Annotated in this window: 14 protein-coding genes and 1 other annotated feature; of the genes, 7 read left to right on the forward strand and 7 right to left on the reverse strand. The window is 56.3% G+C overall.

Going from position 1 to position 14,697, the window contains the following annotated elements; translation table 11 throughout:
• Positions 1-48 precede the first annotated feature (48 nt).
• Positions 49-1,416, forward strand: a complete 1,368-nt coding sequence (locus R0140_RS05870; RefSeq protein WP_008806090.1) for a PepSY-associated TM helix domain-containing protein — start codon at positions 49-51, stop codon at positions 1,414-1,416.
• Between the two features lie 8 nt (positions 1,417-1,424).
• Here R0140_RS05870 and R0140_RS05875 read toward each other — a convergent pair whose 3' ends face one another.
• From R0140_RS05875 to R0140_RS05885, 3 genes are read right to left on the reverse strand one after another with little or no spacing between them, the layout of a single operon-like run.
• On the reverse strand, positions 1,425-1,907 hold the full coding sequence (locus R0140_RS05875; RefSeq protein ID WP_008806089.1) for an OmpA family protein: 483 nt from the start codon (positions 1,905-1,907) through the stop codon (positions 1,425-1,427).
• A gap of 13 nt (positions 1,908-1,920) precedes the next feature.
• Positions 1,921-3,144 (reverse strand): diguanylate cyclase DgcN/YfiN, encoded by a 1,224-nt coding sequence (dgcN, locus tag R0140_RS05880; protein WP_008806088.1) that lies wholly within the window; start codon positions 3,142-3,144, stop codon positions 1,921-1,923.
• On the reverse strand, positions 3,137-3,646 hold the full coding sequence (locus R0140_RS05885; protein WP_012540842.1) for a regulatory sequestration protein YfiR: 510 nt from the start codon (positions 3,644-3,646) through the stop codon (positions 3,137-3,139). Before R0140_RS05885 ends, dgcN begins: the two co-directional genes overlap by 8 nt.
• Before the next feature lie 342 nt (positions 3,647-3,988).
• On the opposite strand from R0140_RS05885, the gene aroF reads away from it, so the two are divergent.
• The 3 genes from aroF to R0140_RS05900 all read left to right on the forward strand — a co-directional run bounded on the left by aroF (position 3,989) and on the right by R0140_RS05900 (position 7,125).
• Positions 3,989-5,059 carry a 3-deoxy-7-phosphoheptulonate synthase AroF gene (aroF, locus tag R0140_RS05890; RefSeq protein WP_317703955.1) on the forward strand — a complete coding sequence of 357 codons (1,071 nt, stop codon included), beginning with the start codon at positions 3,989-3,991 and terminating at the stop codon, positions 5,057-5,059.
• A gap of 9 nt (positions 5,060-5,068) precedes the next feature.
• Complete coding sequence (gene tyrA / locus R0140_RS05895) at positions 5,069-6,190, forward strand: bifunctional chorismate mutase/prephenate dehydrogenase (RefSeq protein ID WP_008806085.1); 1,122 nt, start codon at positions 5,069-5,071, stop codon at positions 6,188-6,190.
• A gap of 62 nt (positions 6,191-6,252) precedes the next feature.
• Positions 6,253-7,125, forward strand: coding sequence for an SMP-30/gluconolactonase/LRE family protein (locus R0140_RS05900; RefSeq protein WP_012967424.1), 873 nt, complete (start codon positions 6,253-6,255; stop codon positions 7,123-7,125).
• Here R0140_RS05900 and pheA read toward each other — a convergent pair.
• From pheA to bamD, 4 genes are all read right to left on the reverse strand, one after another.
• Complete coding sequence (gene pheA, locus R0140_RS05905) at positions 7,122-8,282, reverse strand: bifunctional chorismate mutase/prephenate dehydratase (protein WP_012540845.1); 1,161 nt, start codon at positions 8,280-8,282, stop codon at positions 7,122-7,124. The two genes, R0140_RS05900 and pheA, sit on opposite strands and share 4 nt — an antisense overlap.
• A 24-nt stretch (positions 8,283-8,306) precedes the next feature.
• Positions 8,307-8,431, reverse strand: a sequence feature (Phe leader region).
• Positions 8,383-8,430, reverse strand: coding sequence for a pheA operon leader peptide PheL (gene pheL, locus R0140_RS05910; RefSeq protein WP_100632159.1), 48 nt, complete (start codon positions 8,428-8,430; stop codon positions 8,383-8,385). It overlaps the preceding feature by 48 nt.
• 105 nt (positions 8,432-8,536) lie before the next feature.
• Positions 8,537-8,872: a ribosome-associated translation inhibitor RaiA gene (gene raiA / locus R0140_RS05915; RefSeq protein ID WP_002914111.1), complete on the reverse strand. Its 336-nt coding sequence runs from the start codon at positions 8,870-8,872 to the stop codon at positions 8,537-8,539.
• A 271-nt stretch (positions 8,873-9,143) separates the two neighbouring features.
• Complete coding sequence (gene bamD / locus R0140_RS05920) at positions 9,144-9,881, reverse strand: outer membrane protein assembly factor BamD (protein ID WP_004145664.1); 738 nt, start codon at positions 9,879-9,881, stop codon at positions 9,144-9,146.
• Positions 9,882-10,012: 131 nt separating this feature from the next.
• Here bamD and rluD point away from each other — a divergent pair, with 131 nt between their 5' ends.
• The 3 genes from rluD (at position 10,013) to clpB (ending at position 14,424) form a co-directional block, all read left to right on the forward strand.
• Positions 10,013-10,993: a 23S rRNA pseudouridine(1911/1915/1917) synthase RluD gene (gene rluD, locus R0140_RS05925; protein ID WP_008806082.1), complete on the forward strand. Its 981-nt coding sequence runs from the start codon at positions 10,013-10,015 to the stop codon at positions 10,991-10,993.
• Positions 10,990-11,721 (forward strand): purine nucleoside phosphorylase YfiH, encoded by a 732-nt coding sequence (gene yfiH, locus R0140_RS05930; RefSeq protein WP_032740839.1) that lies wholly within the window; start codon positions 10,990-10,992, stop codon positions 11,719-11,721. The genes rluD and yfiH overlap by 4 nt, the downstream gene beginning before the upstream one ends.
• Positions 11,722-11,850: 129 nt before the next feature.
• A complete protein-coding gene (gene clpB, locus R0140_RS05935) occupies positions 11,851-14,424 on the forward strand; it encodes an ATP-dependent chaperone ClpB (protein WP_008806080.1) in 2,574 nt (857 codons plus the stop codon).
• Positions 14,425-14,697 lie beyond the last annotated feature (273 nt).

Genomic DNA, 14,697 nt, shown 5'->3' on the forward strand with positions numbered 1-14,697 from the left:
AATCTGCGCACGGCGCAATAACCTCTTTTGCTTTAAAAAAGGAAGAGTATGACAACCTGCACCTCGCGCGCGGCATGGTTAAACCTGCTGCGTCGCCTCCATTTCTACATCGGACTGTTTATCGGACCGTTTATCTTTGTCGCTGCCCTGACCGGCACGCTGTACGTGGCGACGCCGCAGCTGGAAAACTGGCTCTATCACGACGCGCTGCATGGCCTTGCCGACGGGACCCCGCAGCCGCTCAGCGCCCAGATTGCAGTGGCGGAAGAAGCGACCCAGGGTAATCTGCGGCTGCTGGCGGTGCGGCCGGCCCCCGCGATGGGGGAGACCACCCGGATTATGTTTGTTGACCCGAGCCTGGGCGAGTCAGAATCCCGGGCCATTTTCGTCGATCCGATCTCGCTACGGGTGAAGGGCGATATGACGGTCTACGGTACCAGCGGCATCCTGCCGCTGCGCCAGTGGATTGATTATGCGCATCGTTCGCTACTGCTGGGCGACAGCGGGAGGTTATACAGCGAACTGGCTGCCTCATGGATGTGGGTTGCCGCGCTGGGTGGCATTGCCCTGTGGGCGATGACACGTCCAAAACGGCGGATCAATAACGTCCTGCAGAATCATCGTCGGTTGCACGTGACGCTGGGCTGGGGCTTACTGCTGGGCATGCTGCTCTTCTCCGCCACCGGCCTGACCTGGTCGCAATGGGCTGGCGGTAATGTGGATAAAATGCGGGCGGCTTTCGGCTGGTGGACGCCGCAGGTGAATACCCTGCTGCACGGTGAGGCGCCGATGGCGCACGATCCCCACGCCGGGCATCATATGGACGGGATGGCCATGCAGCATCAGTCAGTGCTGCAGCCAGCGCAGTTTGACCTGGTACTGGCGGTGGCCCGTCAGGCGGGGCTGAACGCCAGCCGGCTGGAGATCCGTCCGCCGGTTTCGAAGGAACGAGCCTGGACGGTAAATGAGATCGACCGCCGCTGGCCGACGCAGGTGGACGCGGTGGCGATCGATGGCGCCACGATGCAGGTGGTGGATCGCACCCGGTTCGCCGACTTCCCGCTGATGGCGAAGCTCACCCGCTGGGGCGTCGATTTCCACATGGGGGTCCTCTTTGGTCTGGTGAATCAGTTGCTGCTGGTAGGGTTCGGCTGCGCGCTGTGCGTCACCATCGGCGTGGGCTACCGGCTGTGGTGGATCCGCCGTCCGCCTCAGGCGGTCTGGGATCCGGCGCATTCGCTGCTGCAGGCATGGCTGTCGCTCGCCTGGCCTGCCCGTGGGCTGGTACTGGGGATAGCGTTAGCCCTGGGTCTGGCCATGCCATTGATGGGGGCAAGTCTGGTGCTGTTCATTGCCGTTGACTACCTGCGCTGGCGCGCGGCAACGGCAATGAGGATGGCGAAGTCCAGCGATTAAGCGAAGGCTTACGGCGTGCTGATGACCACCGTGACCCGGCGGTTTTCAGCGCGCCCGGCCGCCGTGTCGTTGCTGGCGATCGGGTATTTCTTGCCAAGGCCGCGGGTGACTAAATGACTGCGCGGGACATGGGCGCCTTCCGCCCAGGCATCGGCTACGCTATTGGCGCGCTTAAGCGACAGGGCTTCGTTATAGCTATCCTCACCGTAATTATCGGTGTGGCCTTCAAGGCGGCTATGGGTGATCCCGGTCGCCGCCAGCCGCGAGGCCATCGTGGTGATCTGCTGGCGGCTGTCGGGACGTAGTCGGTAGTCATTCTTGTCAAACAGGATGCTATCGGATAAGCCCAGGGACCAATCGCCATTGCTTTCAGTGAAGCCGTAAGATTTCATCGCCGCCACCTGCTCGGGGGTAAATTTTCCCTGAGGAGCCTGGCAACCTGTCAAAAGCGCCGCCGCCATCAGGGCGGGGACGAAATATTTTCTGAGCATAATGAGTCCTTTATTATTTCAGCGTCTGCTGGATACGTTGGTTTTTCATGCGATACATATTCTGATCGGCAAGTTCTTGCAGTGATTCCGCGGTGGCGTGCTCCCACGCCAGGGCATAACCGACGCTCAGCGAGAGCGTGGCGCTATGGCCATTGTGCAGGTTGAATGGCGGAAGAAATTGTTCCGACAGCGCCTGGCACAGAGCCTGCACTTCGGCTTCCGAGCGCACCTCACGCAGCAGAACGGCAAACTCATCGCCGCCGAGACGCCATGCCAGATGGCGTTTTCCGGCGAAGGCCATCAGGCGGCTGGCGACCTCCGTCAGCACTTTATCGCCTGCCGCGTGCCCCCAGTTGTCATTGATCAGCTTGAAGTTATCGCCGTCAAGAAACAGTAATGCCGAGGTCTGGTGATCCACCTCGTTCTTCATCAGTTCGGCGAGCGCGTTGCGAAAGGCGGCGCGGTTAGCCAGGCCGGTCAGCGGGTCATGAAGCGAGCTACGCAACAGCTGGGCATTCTTGGCCTGCAGCTGGCGCTGCCAGTCCTCCATCTCCCCCAGCAGGCTGTTAAAGTCCTGGGCGAAAAGATGGAATTCCTCAATACGCTCCTCGGGCACCCGACGTGAGAAATGACGGTTTTCACGAATATCGTGCACAACCTCGGTGATGCTCTGCAGGGCGGTGACGATCCCCCGGTGCAGGGAGTGGGTCAGCAGCAGGGCGATGAACGAGGCGAGCAGAATGCTGCCGGTCAGTACCAGAATCGAGATACCGAGAAAGTGGCTGATCAGTTCATCAAGCGCGGTCAGTCGCAGCTCGCCGATTTGTTTGCCCTGGTGCCAGATGGGCTGCACCGTGGGCTCCGGAAACAGCCATTGACTGATAAGGCCGCTCACTTGTTCTTTGTTGGCCAGCGGTTCATGGCGCCATGCGGCGAAGTGCTGCTTCTGGCCGTTGAGTACAATCGCCTGGGAAATCTGCCCTTGCTTCCCCAGCGAAGCAAGGGTCTCCTCCGCCGCCGCGCTATCGCCAAACACCAGGGCGGCTTCGAGGCTGCGACCCATGGTCGCGGCAGTGAGCTCTAGATTTTTCTGCGCATACTGCTTGAGCGTGAAGATTGAGGCTGTGCTTAGCAGCAGCCAGACCAGCGTCATGGAGATCACCACGCTTATCACGCTAATTCGACGAAGCGCGCGTTTAAATGTCGGGCGCGCGGTCTGTGAAAAGTCCTTATTCATGTGGTTTTTTCCGGGCAAGCATCAGGACGTCCGGGTTAACCCGGACCCCGCTGTGCGTCAGAACGTCCAGATTAACGGAGAAGCGGACCCTGTCGTCGTTGATGATCAGGCAAAACGCGCTACCAATGGAGCAATCCGTATTTTGTTCTGCGATGAGTAAAAGCGGCTTCGGGCCATAGCGGCGAGTTAATTCCGACTGTTGGGTCGGCGATTCGCTGCCAAAATAAAAACCATCGCAGGTTGTTTTTAACGCTTCTTCACTATTACGTACTATCACCGGTTGATAGGGCAAGGCATCCGGATCTTCATGAGCCAGGCTATGGGTGAAGCGTGATGAGGCAAAAATGCACAGCTTCGGCGCCCCTGTTAATGCCGGCCAACGAGTGTAGGTCACGATCCCGGAAACAATAGCGCGAACATGTTCTGAAGGTCCGGCAGCAAAAACAGGAGATACCGCGATGAGAAAAAATACAGTCAATAAAAGACGGTGTAATACTGTCATTAACGCTTCCGTCAAATTCGCCATAGCGCGGGAAAAGCCGCTGCCGATGCCCGGCGCAGAATACCACTGTTAACAAAACCCGTCATTACATGCGCCCTTTGCTTTGGGACAAATCTCACCAGGATTTTTCGTAATCGCGATCGCGATAGCGCGCAAGTTTGCTGTGAATTTTGGCTTTGTAAACATTTTTGTACATATTTTGTCGAGTTAAGTGGCAATTAATTTGTTGGTGTAAATTAAAATTTACGGAATATGGATTGAATTCTTTACTTTGTGTGGTATCGTTACGCCATGCCCGCTGAGGCACCCTTTATCGCAAACGAGCTACACAGGATCGCAATCATGCAAAAAGACGCGCTGAATAACGTACATATTACCGACGAACATGTGTTAATGACCCCGGAGCAACTGAAGGCGGAATTCCCGCTAAGCGTTGAACAGGAAGCGCAGATTGCGCTTGCCCGTGAGACTATCTCCGATATTATCGCCGGCCGCGATCCGCGCCTGCTGGTGGTTTGCGGCCCTTGCTCGATCCACGATCCGGAAGCCGCGATTGAATATGCTCGTCGATTTAAAGCTCTTGCCGCAGAGGTCAGCGATAGCCTCTACCTGGTGATGCGCGTCTACTTTGAAAAACCCCGTACCACTGTCGGCTGGAAGGGGCTGATTAACGATCCGCACATGGATGGTTCGTTTGATGTTGAAGGCGGCCTGAAGATTGCGCGTCGTCTGCTGGTCGAGCTCGTCAATATGGGACTGCCGCTGGCGACGGAAGCGCTGGATCCGAACAGCCCGCAATACCTTGGCGATCTGTTCAGCTGGTCCGCTATCGGCGCACGTACCACGGAATCACAAACGCACCGCGAAATGGCCTCTGGCCTGTCGATGCCGGTCGGCTTTAAAAACGGTACCGACGGTAGTCTGGCGACGGCCATCAACGCCATGCGCGCCGCGGCGATGCCGCACCGTTTCGTCGGCATCAACCAGGCCGGGCAGGTCTGCCTGCTGCAAACGCAGGGTAATCCGAACGGCCATGTGATCCTGCGCGGAGGTAAGGCGCCGAACTACGGTCCGGAAGATGTGGCGAAATGCGAAAAAGAGATGGCGCAGGCGGGACTGAAACCGTCGCTGATGGTAGATTGCAGTCATGGGAACTCCAATAAAGATTTCCGCCGCCAGCCAGCCGTGGCTGAATCCGTTGTCGCACAGATCAAAGATGGCAACCGCTCCATTATCGGCCTGATGATCGAGAGTAATATCCACGAAGGCAATCAGTCCTCTGAACAGCCGCGTGAGACGATGAAATACGGCGTTTCGGTGACGGATGCCTGCATCAGCTGGGAAACCACCGATGCGCTGCTGCGTGAACTGGATAAGGATCTCCGCGGCCATCTGGCGGCCCGTTTGGTGTAAGAGGAAAGTATGGTTGCTGAACTGACCGCGTTACGCGATCAAATTGATGAAGTGGATAAAGCGTTGCTTAGCCTGCTGGCTAAGCGTCTGGAACTGGTGGCCGAAGTCGGCGAGGTGAAGAGCCAGTATGGTCTGCCGATTTACGTCCCGGAGCGCGAGGCGGCGATGCTTGCCTCCCGGCGTGAAGAGGCGGCTGCGCTCGGCGTACCGCCGGATCTGATCGAGGATGTTCTGCGTCGCGTGATGCGGGAATCCTATTCCAGCGAAAACGACAAAGGCTTCAAAACCCTGCACCCGAATCTGCGGCCGGTGGTCATCGTCGGCGGCGGCGGGCAGATGGGGCGTCTGTTTGAGAAGATGTTAACGCTGTCCGGCTACCAGGTGCGTATTCTGGAAAAAGACGATTGGGCCCGGGCGGCGGATATCGTCGCCGATGCCGGCATGGTCATCGTCAGCGTACCGATTCACACCACCGTGGAGACGATCGGCAGGCTGCCGCCGCTGCCGGCGGATTGCATTCTGGTTGACCTTGCCTCGGTGAAAGCGGAGCCGCTGCAGGCGATGCTGGCAGCGCATCAGGGCCCGGTTCTTGGCCTGCACCCGATGTTCGGTCCGGACAGCGGCAGCCTGGCGAAGCAGGTGGTGGTCTATTGTGATGGCCGCCAGCCGGAGGCCTATCAGTGGTTCCTCGAACAAATTCAGGTTTGGGGCGCGCGGCTGCACCGCATCAGCGCCGTTGAGCACGATCAGAACATGGCGTTTATTCAGGCGCTGCGCCACTTTGCCACCTTCGCCTATGGTCTGCACCTGGCAGAAGAGAATGTGCGTCTTGAGCAACTGCTGGCGCTTTCGTCACCTATTTACCGGCTGGAGCTGGCGATGGTGGGGCGCCTGTTTGCCCAGGATCCGCAGCTGTACGCCGACATTATTATGTCATCGGAAAATAACCTGGCGCTGATTAAGCGCTATTACCAGCGTTTCGGCGAAGCGATTGGCTTGCTGGAGCAGGGCGATAAGCAGGCGTTTATCGACAGCTTCCGTAAAGTCGAACATTGGTTTGGCGATTACGCTCAGCGTTTCCAGAGCGAGAGCCGCACGCTGCTGCGTCAGGCGAACGATAATCGGCAGTAAAGCGAAAAAGATGTATACAATAAAGCCAGCGACCGCTGGCTTTTTTTATAGGGATGACAACGATGGCTGAACCACAACCGCTGTTTGACTACACCGGATACCTGCCGGAATGCCCGACCTGGAGCGAGGCTGAACAGGCCCTCTACTGGGCCGATATCATGGAGTGTGAAATCCACCGCTACGATACCCGCAGCGGCGAACACCAGGTGCTGCAGTTTCCGGAGGAGGTCGGCTGTTTCTCCCTGCGTGAGAAGGGCGGATTTATCGTTGCATTACGCAGTGGCATCTGGCTGACCGACGCCCACGGCCTGCTGCGGCGGAAAGTCTGTGATAATCCGAGCAATCCGGAGCTGGCGCGGTTTAACGATGGTGGGACCGATCGCGAGGGGCGTTTTTATGCCGGCACCTTCTGGGGGCCGGGGGATTACAACGGCGCGCTGCTGATGCGAGTCGATAATGACCTGAAGCCGAAAGTGATCCAGTGTGATATCCATGGCGCCAACGGTCTGGCGTTTAGCGCCGACCAGCGCTGGATGTATACCTCTGATACGCCGAACGCCGTGATCTACCGTACGCCGCTGGATGAACAGGGTGAGCCTGGACGACGCGAGGTGTTTCGCCGTTTCCAGCCGGGCGAAGGCATCCCTGACGGGGCGGCGATCGATGTGGAGGGCTGTTACTGGAGCGCGATGTTTGACGGCTGGCGGATTGCTCGTTTCTCGCCGCAGGGCGAGGAGCTGGAGACTTACCCGATGCCGGTTCGTTGTCCGACAATGGTCTGCTTCGGTGGGGCGGATATGAAAACGCTCTATATCACCACAACCCGGGAAAACATGGAGGACGATGAGCTGGCGAAGTACCCGCTGTCAGGCACCATCTTCACCCTGCCGGTTGCGGTGGCAGGGATGAAGAAATTACCGTTCCGCGAACGTTAAACCGGATCCACTGGCACCACGTTTTCGCTGGGGTAGCAACCGAGGACCTTCATGGAGCGGGTGATTTCCGCCAGCTCCTTTAATGCCTTGCGCATGGGCAGCGAGTCCAGGTTGGCCTGAATATCGAGATAAAACATCTCTTCCCAGGGATTGCCGTGGATCGGGCGAGATTCCAGTTTGGTCATGATCAGATTGTGGTTGCGCAGCACCAGCAGGGCTTCCACCAGGGCGCCCGCCTGCTGACCGGTCGCCATTAACAGCGTGGTCTTGGCCGGAACCTGATCGGAGACGTTCACCGCTTTGCGCGCCAGGACGAGGAAGCGCGTGATGTTCTGCGTCTGGTTGGCCTGGCAGTGCTCCAGCACCTGCAGGCTATACAGGGCGCCACCCGCTTCGCTGCCCAGTGCCGCAACGGCCGGGGAGTTCGCCTGCGCCACTTTTTCCATTGCCGCCGAGGTGCTCTCGGTATATTCAATCTTCCAGTGCGGGTAGCGGCTCAGATACTGGCTGCACTGCTGGAACGGCTGCGGATGGCTGTAGACGGTCTGAATTTTATCGGCATCCGTCGAGGTGCTAACCAGCACGCAATGATCGATAGGGATCGTCAGCTCGCCAACGATCGACAGGCTGGTGTGCTGCAGCAGATCGTAGACGTCGTTGATCCCGCCAGAGCTGGTGTTTTCAATCGGCACCACGGCGTAATCGGCCTGGCCGGTCTCTACCTGATTAAAAATATCGGCGAACTTCGCGCAGCCGCTCTCAATAAACTGCTCAAAATGGCGAGCGGCGTACTGACGCGCCGCCAGATGCGAATAAGAGCCTTTAGGGCCAAGGAAGGCCACGCGGGCCGAATGCGGATTAATTTTATTCAGATGCTGCTGCAGCAGGGTTTGTTGGGTCAGGACGGAGTCTTCGATGATCAGCTGGAACAGGCGGGTGATGTAGTGCGCATCCAGATTATGGCGCTTGCCGATGGTCATCAGACGCTCCAGCAGATCGCGTTCGCGGTCAATATCACGCACTGGACGGTGAGAGGCCAGTTTGGCTTTACCAACCTCAACAGCCAGCCCGCGGCGCTCCGCCAGCAGAGCAAGCAGTTTCTCGTCCAGTGCGCTTATCTTATCGCGCAGCGCCAGTAATGGGTTTTCCTCGGTCATAGATGTTGCCTTTGTTGTTATCAAATAAAAAAGGCCTCCCGGGTGGGAGGCCTTATTGTTCGTCTTCGCATTCTTTCTTATACGACGAATTGCCTCCCGGTCAGGGGAAGGTAAAAAAGAATGCGAAGAAGAACGGGACACGTTTCATGGTAAATTCCTTGAGGTAGTGGGGATTACAGTACCTGTACTGTTTTCATTCTGTCAATAAAAAACGCGCCCGAAGGCGCGTGGCATGACACAACTTAAGTTAAGGATTACTCTTCTTCTTCCACAAAGCCTGCCTCTTTCACCGATGTTGCGGCGCGGCGGGCTTCCCCTTTGTGTTGCACTTTATTCAGCTGCCGTTCCAGCTTGTTGATCAATTCGTTAATGGCGGCGTACATATCTTCATGACGCGCACTGGCAACCAGATGACCGTTTGGCGTATTGATGGTTGCATCAGCGATAAAACCCTGCGGCTCCTTAGACAGAATGATGTGCGGGTTGATTAAATGAGTTTGCCACTTATCCAGTTTGGCGAGACGGTCTGCGACATGCTGGCGGATTGCCGGAGTAATTTCCATTTGTTTACTGGTAATGTTCATTGTCATAAATTTTACCTCTTGTCTTTCCCGTCTTGGTGAATCCAGCATACCTTTCCCAATGTCAAAAAGCGTGATCTAAATCACATTTTATTGTCACTTTTTGTCAACGAATTCATTTTGTGAGACAGGGCAGGAAGAAGTGAGATTTTACTTGTCGAACCCGGTAAAGCAGGCCATATTTGATGAGTTAACCCGGCGCTAAACCGCTTCAGCTTGACGGGATAAAGTATAAAAAAACGGCAGCCAGTGGCTGCCGTTTGCGATCCATGAATCAGACTCAGGTGTTCTTGCTGTTCGCGGCGATTATCTTCGCGACTTTGTCCGCCTGGGCGTTCATTTGCATCTGACGATAGGCGTTTTCCATCTTCGGCAGGGCATCGCGGGTGGCCTGGGTATCCGGATAGTTACGCATCATACCTTCCACGCGGTTCACGACGGCAACCCATGCGCCACGGTCGGTGTAGTAATCCACGACCGACAGCTCATATTTGGCCAGGCGATCTTTCAGGAACACCATACGTTTATAGGCGTCAGTGGCGTACTGGCTGTTCGGGTAACCACGCACCAGTTTGGAGAAGTCATTGAAGGCATCGCGCGCGTGCTGTGGATCGCGGTCAGAGCGATCGACACCAAAGAAGCCCTGCAGGGCGCTGTCATCCAGGGCCATGTTGGTCAGGCCGCGCATATAGATGACGTAATCGATATTCGGGTGGGTGGGGTTCAAACGCATGAAGCGATCGATGGCCGCCTGAGCCAGCGGCAGATCGGCGTTTTTGTAATACGCATAAATCAGATCCAGCTGTACCTGTTGGGAATAAGGGCCGAATGGATAACGGTTATCCAACGCTTCCAGTTGCGTTATCGCCTGTTTCCAGTTACCGTCCTGCAGTTTTTGCTGGGCGGTCGCGTAGATTTCATTCGGCGGATTATCAGGCACCTCTTCCTTAGAGCCGGAGCAACCCACCAAAGCCAGGCTCAGTGTGGCGGCTGCCACCAGGTATTTCATGCGCGTCATGACGTTTTGACTTCCTCAAAATGTTTATGCGGGAGAATCTCTGTTCCTGCTCCCGATTAAGACCAGCTACAATAGCACACTATATTAAACGGCAAAGCCGTAAAACCCAACGTTAAACGAAGAAGCTGTATATGGCACAACGAGTACAACTCACCGCAACGGTGACCGAAAATCAACTCGGTCAACGCTTAGATCAGGCTTTGGCCGAATTGTTCCCTGATTATTCGCGATCGCGGATAAAAGAATGGATCCTGGACCAACGCGTATTAGTCAATGGCAACATTGGCGATAAGCCGAAAGAAAAAGTGCTGGGGGGAGAGCACATCGCTATCGATGTCGAAATCGAAGAAGAGGCGCGCTTCCAGCCGCAGGATATTCCGCTCAATATCGTTTACGAAGATGATGACATCCTCGTGATTAACAAACCGCGCGATCTGGTTGTGCATCCTGGCGCGGGCAACCCTGACGGTACTGTGCTGAATGCGCTGCTGCACTACTATCCGCCGATTGCCGATGTGCCGCGCGCGGGGATCGTGCACCGTCTGGATAAAGACACCACCGGTCTGATGGTGGTGGCGAAAACCATTCCGGCACAAACCCGGCTGGTGGAGTCGCTGCAGCTGCGCGAGATCACTCGCGAGTATGAAGCGGTGGCCATCGGCCACATGACTTCCGGTGGCACAGTGGAAGAGCCGATCAGTCGTCATCCGACAAAACGTACCCATATGGCGGTGCATCCGATGGGCAAACCGGCGGTGACCCACTACCGGATTATGGAACATTTCCGCATCCATACCCGCCTGCGCCTGCGCCTGGAAACCGGTCGTACGCACCAGATCCGTGTGCATATGTCGCATATCACCCATCCGCTGGTGGGTGACCAGGTATATGGCGGCCGGCCGCGCCCGCCGAAGGGCGCGTCGGAGGAGTTCATCACCGCGTTGCGTAAATTCGACCGTCAGGCGCTGCACGCCACGATGTTGCGTCTGTATCACCCGATCACCGGCATTGAAATGGAGTGGCACGCGCCCATCCCACAGGATATGGTCGAGCTCATCGAGGCGATGCGTGCCGATTTTGAAGCCCATAAGGACGATATTGACTGGTTATGACTAAACTGATTGTACCGCAGTGGCCGATGCCCCGCAGCGTGGCGGCCTGTAGTTCGACCCGCATTGGCGGCGTGAGTCTGCCGCCCTATGACTCGCTCAACCTGGGCGCCCATTGCGGAGACAATCTGCAGCATGTTGAAGAAAACCGGCGGCGGATGTTTGCCGCCGGTGGCTTGCCGTCTTACCCGGTTTGGCTGGAGCAGGTTCATGGCACCGATGTTCTGACGCTGGACGGCGGACCCTATCCATCGAAACGCGCAGATGCTTCTTATAGTCGTGCGCCCGGCACCGTCTGTGCGGTGATGACCGCCGACTGCCTGCCGGTCCTGTTCTGTAACCGCGACGGCACCGAAGTCGCCGCGGCGCATGCGGGATGGCGCGGCTTATGCGAAGGGGTTCTGGAAGAGACGGTCGCCCGTTTCGCCGATAAAGCCGAAAACATGATGGCGTGGCTGGGCCCTGCCATTGGTCCGCAGGCATTTGAGGTGGGGCCGGAAGTCCGGGATGCCTTTATGGCGAAAGACGAGAACGCGCACCGGGCTTTTCGTCCGGCAGGCGAGAAATATTTTGCTGATATCTATCAACTGGCTCGGCAGCGTCTGGCAAACGTCGGCGTTGAGCAGATTTTCGGCGGCGATCGCTGCACGCTAAGCGAAAAGGATGATTTTTTCTCTTACCGGCGCGACAAGACCACCGGTCGTATGGCAAGTTTCATTTGGCTGATATAACCTAGAGAATCAAGACGATCCAGAAGGCAAACTTATTTTTCGCATAGTTCAGGTCTTTAACCTTGAATAATTGAGGGATGACCTCATTTAATCTCCAGTAGCAAATTTGACCTGTTTATGGGAGGAGTTATGCGTCTGGATCGTCTTACCAATAAATTCCAGCTTGCTCTTGCCGATGCCCAGTCACTCGCACTCGGGCACGACAACCAATTCATCGAACCTCTTCATTTAATGAGCGCCTTACTGAATCAGGAAGGGGGATCGGTACGTCCTTTATTAACCTCGGCGGGCGTCAATGCCGGGAAACTACGCACTGACATCGAGCAGGCCTTGAGCCGTTTACCGCAGGTGGAAGGCACCGGCGGCGATGTACAACCTTCTCAGGATTTAGTGCGGATCCTGAACCTTTGCGACAAGCTGGCGCAAAAGAAAAAGGACAACTTTATTTCGTCGGAACTGTTCGTTCTGGCGGCGCTTGAATCGCGCGGTACGCTGACCGACCTTTTAAAATCCGCCGGAGCAACAACCGCCAACGTGACTCAGGCGATTGAACAAATGCGCGGAGGTGAAAGCGTGAACGATCAGGGTGCCGAAGACCAACGTCAGGCATTGAAGAAATTTACCGTCGATCTGACCGAGCGAGCCGAGCAGGGCAAGCTGGATCCGGTGATCGGCCGTGATGAAGAGATTCGCCGTACCATCCAGGTACTGCAGCGTCGTACCAAAAACAACCCGGTACTGATTGGTGAACCCGGGGTGGGTAAAACGGCAATCGTCGAAGGACTGGCGCAGCGTATCGTCAACGGCGAAGTACCAGAAGGGTTGAAAGGCCGTCGGGTATTGGCGCTGGATATGGGGGCGCTGGTGGCCGGGGCGAAATACCGCGGTGAGTTTGAAGAGCGTCTGAAAGGCGTGCTGACTGACCTGTCAAAACAGGAAGGCAACGTCATTCTGTTTATCGACGAACTGCATACCATGGTGGGCGCTGGTAAAGCCGACGGCGCGATGGATGCGGGTAACATGCTGAAGCCGGCGCTGGCGCGTGGTGAACTGCACTGCGTCGGGGCGACAACGCTTGATGAATACCGTCAGTACATCGAAAAAGACGCCGCGCTGGAACGTCGCTTCCAGAAAGTGTTCGTCGCCGAGCCGACGGTAGAAGATACCATCGCTATTCTGCGTGGCCTGAAAGAACGTTACGAGCTGCACCACCACGTGCAGATCACTGACCCGGCGATTGTCGCGGCGGCGACCTTGTCGCATCGCTATATTGCCGACCGTCAGCTGCCGGATAAAGCCATCGACCTTATCGATGAGGCGGCGTCCAGCATTCGTATGCAGATCGACTCCAAGCCGGAAGAGCTGGACCGTCTCGATAGACGTATTATCCAGCTGAAACTGGAACAGCAGGCGCTGAAGAAAGAGTCTGATGAAGCGAGCCTGAAACGTCTCGATATGCTCAACGAGGAGCTGGCGGATAAAGAGCGTCAGTACTCGGTACTGGAAGAAGAGTGGAAAGCGGAAAAAGCCTCTCTCTCCGGCACCCAGACTATTAAAGCCGAGCTGGAACAGGCGAAAATCGCTATCGAACAGGCGCGTCGCGTCGGCGATCTGGCGCGGATGTCCGAGCTGCAGTACGGCAAAATTCCGGAACTGGAGAAACAGCTGGCGGCTGCCACTCAGTCCGAAGGGAAAACCATGCGTCTGCTGCGTAATAAAGTGACGGATGCTGAGATCGCCGAAGTGCTGGCCCGCTGGACCGGTATCCCTGTCTCCCGGATGATGGAAAGCGAGCGCGACAAACTGCTGCGTATGGAGCAGGAGCTGCATCATCGGGTGATTGGCCAGGATGAGGCGGTTGAAGCGGTATCGAACGCCATTCGCCGTAGCCGCGCTGGGCTATCCGATCCGAACCGGCCGATTGGTTCGTTCCTGTTCCTCGGTCCAACCGGGGTCGGTAAAACCGAGCTGTGTAAAACGCTGGCTAACTTTATGTTCGACAGCGACGACGCGATGGTGCGTATCGATATGTCCGAGTTTATGGAGAAACACTCCGTCTCGCGTCTGGTCGGTGCGCCTCCGGGATACGTCGGCTATGAAGAGGGTGGTTACCTGACCGAGGCGGTGCGTCGTCGTCCTTATTCCGTCATTCTGCTGGATGAAGTGGAAAAAGCGCACCCGGATGTGTTCAACATTCTGCTGCAGGTACTCGACGACGGGCGTCTGACCGACGGGCAGGGGAGAACGGTCGACTTCCGTAATACGGTGGTCATCATGACCTCGAACCTCGGTTCCGATCTGATTCAGGAACGGTTTGGCGAACTGGACTACGGTCATATGAAGGATCTGGTACTGGGAGTGGTAAGCCAGAACTTCCGTCCGGAGTTTATTAACCGTATCGACGAAGTGGTGGTCTTCCATCCTCTGGGTGAGAAACACATTGCTTCTATTGCCCAGATCCAGCTGCAGCGTTTGTATAAACGCCTGGAAGAGCGTGGGTATGAAGTGCGGATGTCCGATGAGGCGCTGAAGTTGCTGAGCGCCAACGGTTACGATCCGGTATACGGCGCGCGGCCACTGAAACGCGCTATTCAGCAGCAGATTGAGAACCCGTTAGCCCAGCAGATCCTTTCCGGTGAGCTGGTTCCGGGGAAAGCTGTCGAGCTGGTGGTGAAAGACGACCGTATTGTGGCAGTGCAGTAAATCACAAAACGACAAAAACGGGCCCAACGGGCTCGTTTTTGTTTAAAAACCAGGCAAGAATTAAAGCTCAACACATGGTTTGGTTGAAAAGTGAGCGGTTGAATTCTTTTTTTGAATTTATCCTTGTCACTTCAGAATTACTCCCTATAATGCGCCTCCACTGACACGGAACAACGGCAAACAAGCCGCCGGGTCAGGAGGATTCAACGACGGAAATCGACGTTGAAAGCCGACAGAGAAAAGCAAAATAAGCGCTTGACTCTGCATGAGGAA

Origin of the sequence: Klebsiella sp. w6, from assembly GCF_033100215.1 — a bacterium.
Classification (GTDB): Bacteria; Pseudomonadota; Gammaproteobacteria; order Enterobacterales; family Enterobacteriaceae; genus Klebsiella; species Klebsiella variicola.

Excerpts from the sequence above, each read along its gene's own strand:
- R0140_RS05870 (WP_008806090.1), top strand. The coding sequence starts at position 49 with ATGACAACCTGCACCTCGCGCGCGGCATGGTTAAACCTGCTGCGTCGC.
- R0140_RS05875 (WP_008806089.1), bottom strand. The coding sequence starts at position 1,907 with ATGCTCAGAAAATATTTCGTCCCCGCCCTGATGGCGGCGGCGCTTTTG.
- dgcN (WP_008806088.1), bottom strand. The coding sequence starts at position 3,144 with ATGAATAAGGACTTTTCACAGACCGCGCGCCCGACATTTAAACGCGCG.
- R0140_RS05885 (WP_012540842.1), bottom strand. The coding sequence starts at position 3,646 with ATGACAGTATTACACCGTCTTTTATTGACTGTATTTTTTCTCATCGCG.
- aroF (WP_317703955.1), top strand. The coding sequence starts at position 3,989 with ATGCAAAAAGACGCGCTGAATAACGTACATATTACCGACGAACATGTG.
- tyrA (WP_008806085.1), top strand. The coding sequence starts at position 5,069 with ATGGTTGCTGAACTGACCGCGTTACGCGATCAAATTGATGAAGTGGAT.
- R0140_RS05900 (WP_012967424.1), top strand. The coding sequence starts at position 6,253 with ATGGCTGAACCACAACCGCTGTTTGACTACACCGGATACCTGCCGGAA.
- pheA (WP_012540845.1), bottom strand. The coding sequence starts at position 8,282 with ATGACCGAGGAAAACCCATTACTGGCGCTGCGCGATAAGATAAGCGCA.
- raiA (WP_002914111.1), bottom strand. The coding sequence starts at position 8,872 with ATGACAATGAACATTACCAGTAAACAAATGGAAATTACTCCGGCAATC.
- bamD (WP_004145664.1), bottom strand. The coding sequence starts at position 9,881 with ATGACGCGCATGAAATACCTGGTGGCAGCCGCCACACTGAGCCTGGCT.
- rluD (WP_008806082.1), top strand. The coding sequence starts at position 10,013 with ATGGCACAACGAGTACAACTCACCGCAACGGTGACCGAAAATCAACTC.
- yfiH (WP_032740839.1), top strand. The coding sequence starts at position 10,990 with ATGACTAAACTGATTGTACCGCAGTGGCCGATGCCCCGCAGCGTGGCG.
- clpB (WP_008806080.1), top strand. The coding sequence starts at position 11,851 with ATGCGTCTGGATCGTCTTACCAATAAATTCCAGCTTGCTCTTGCCGAT.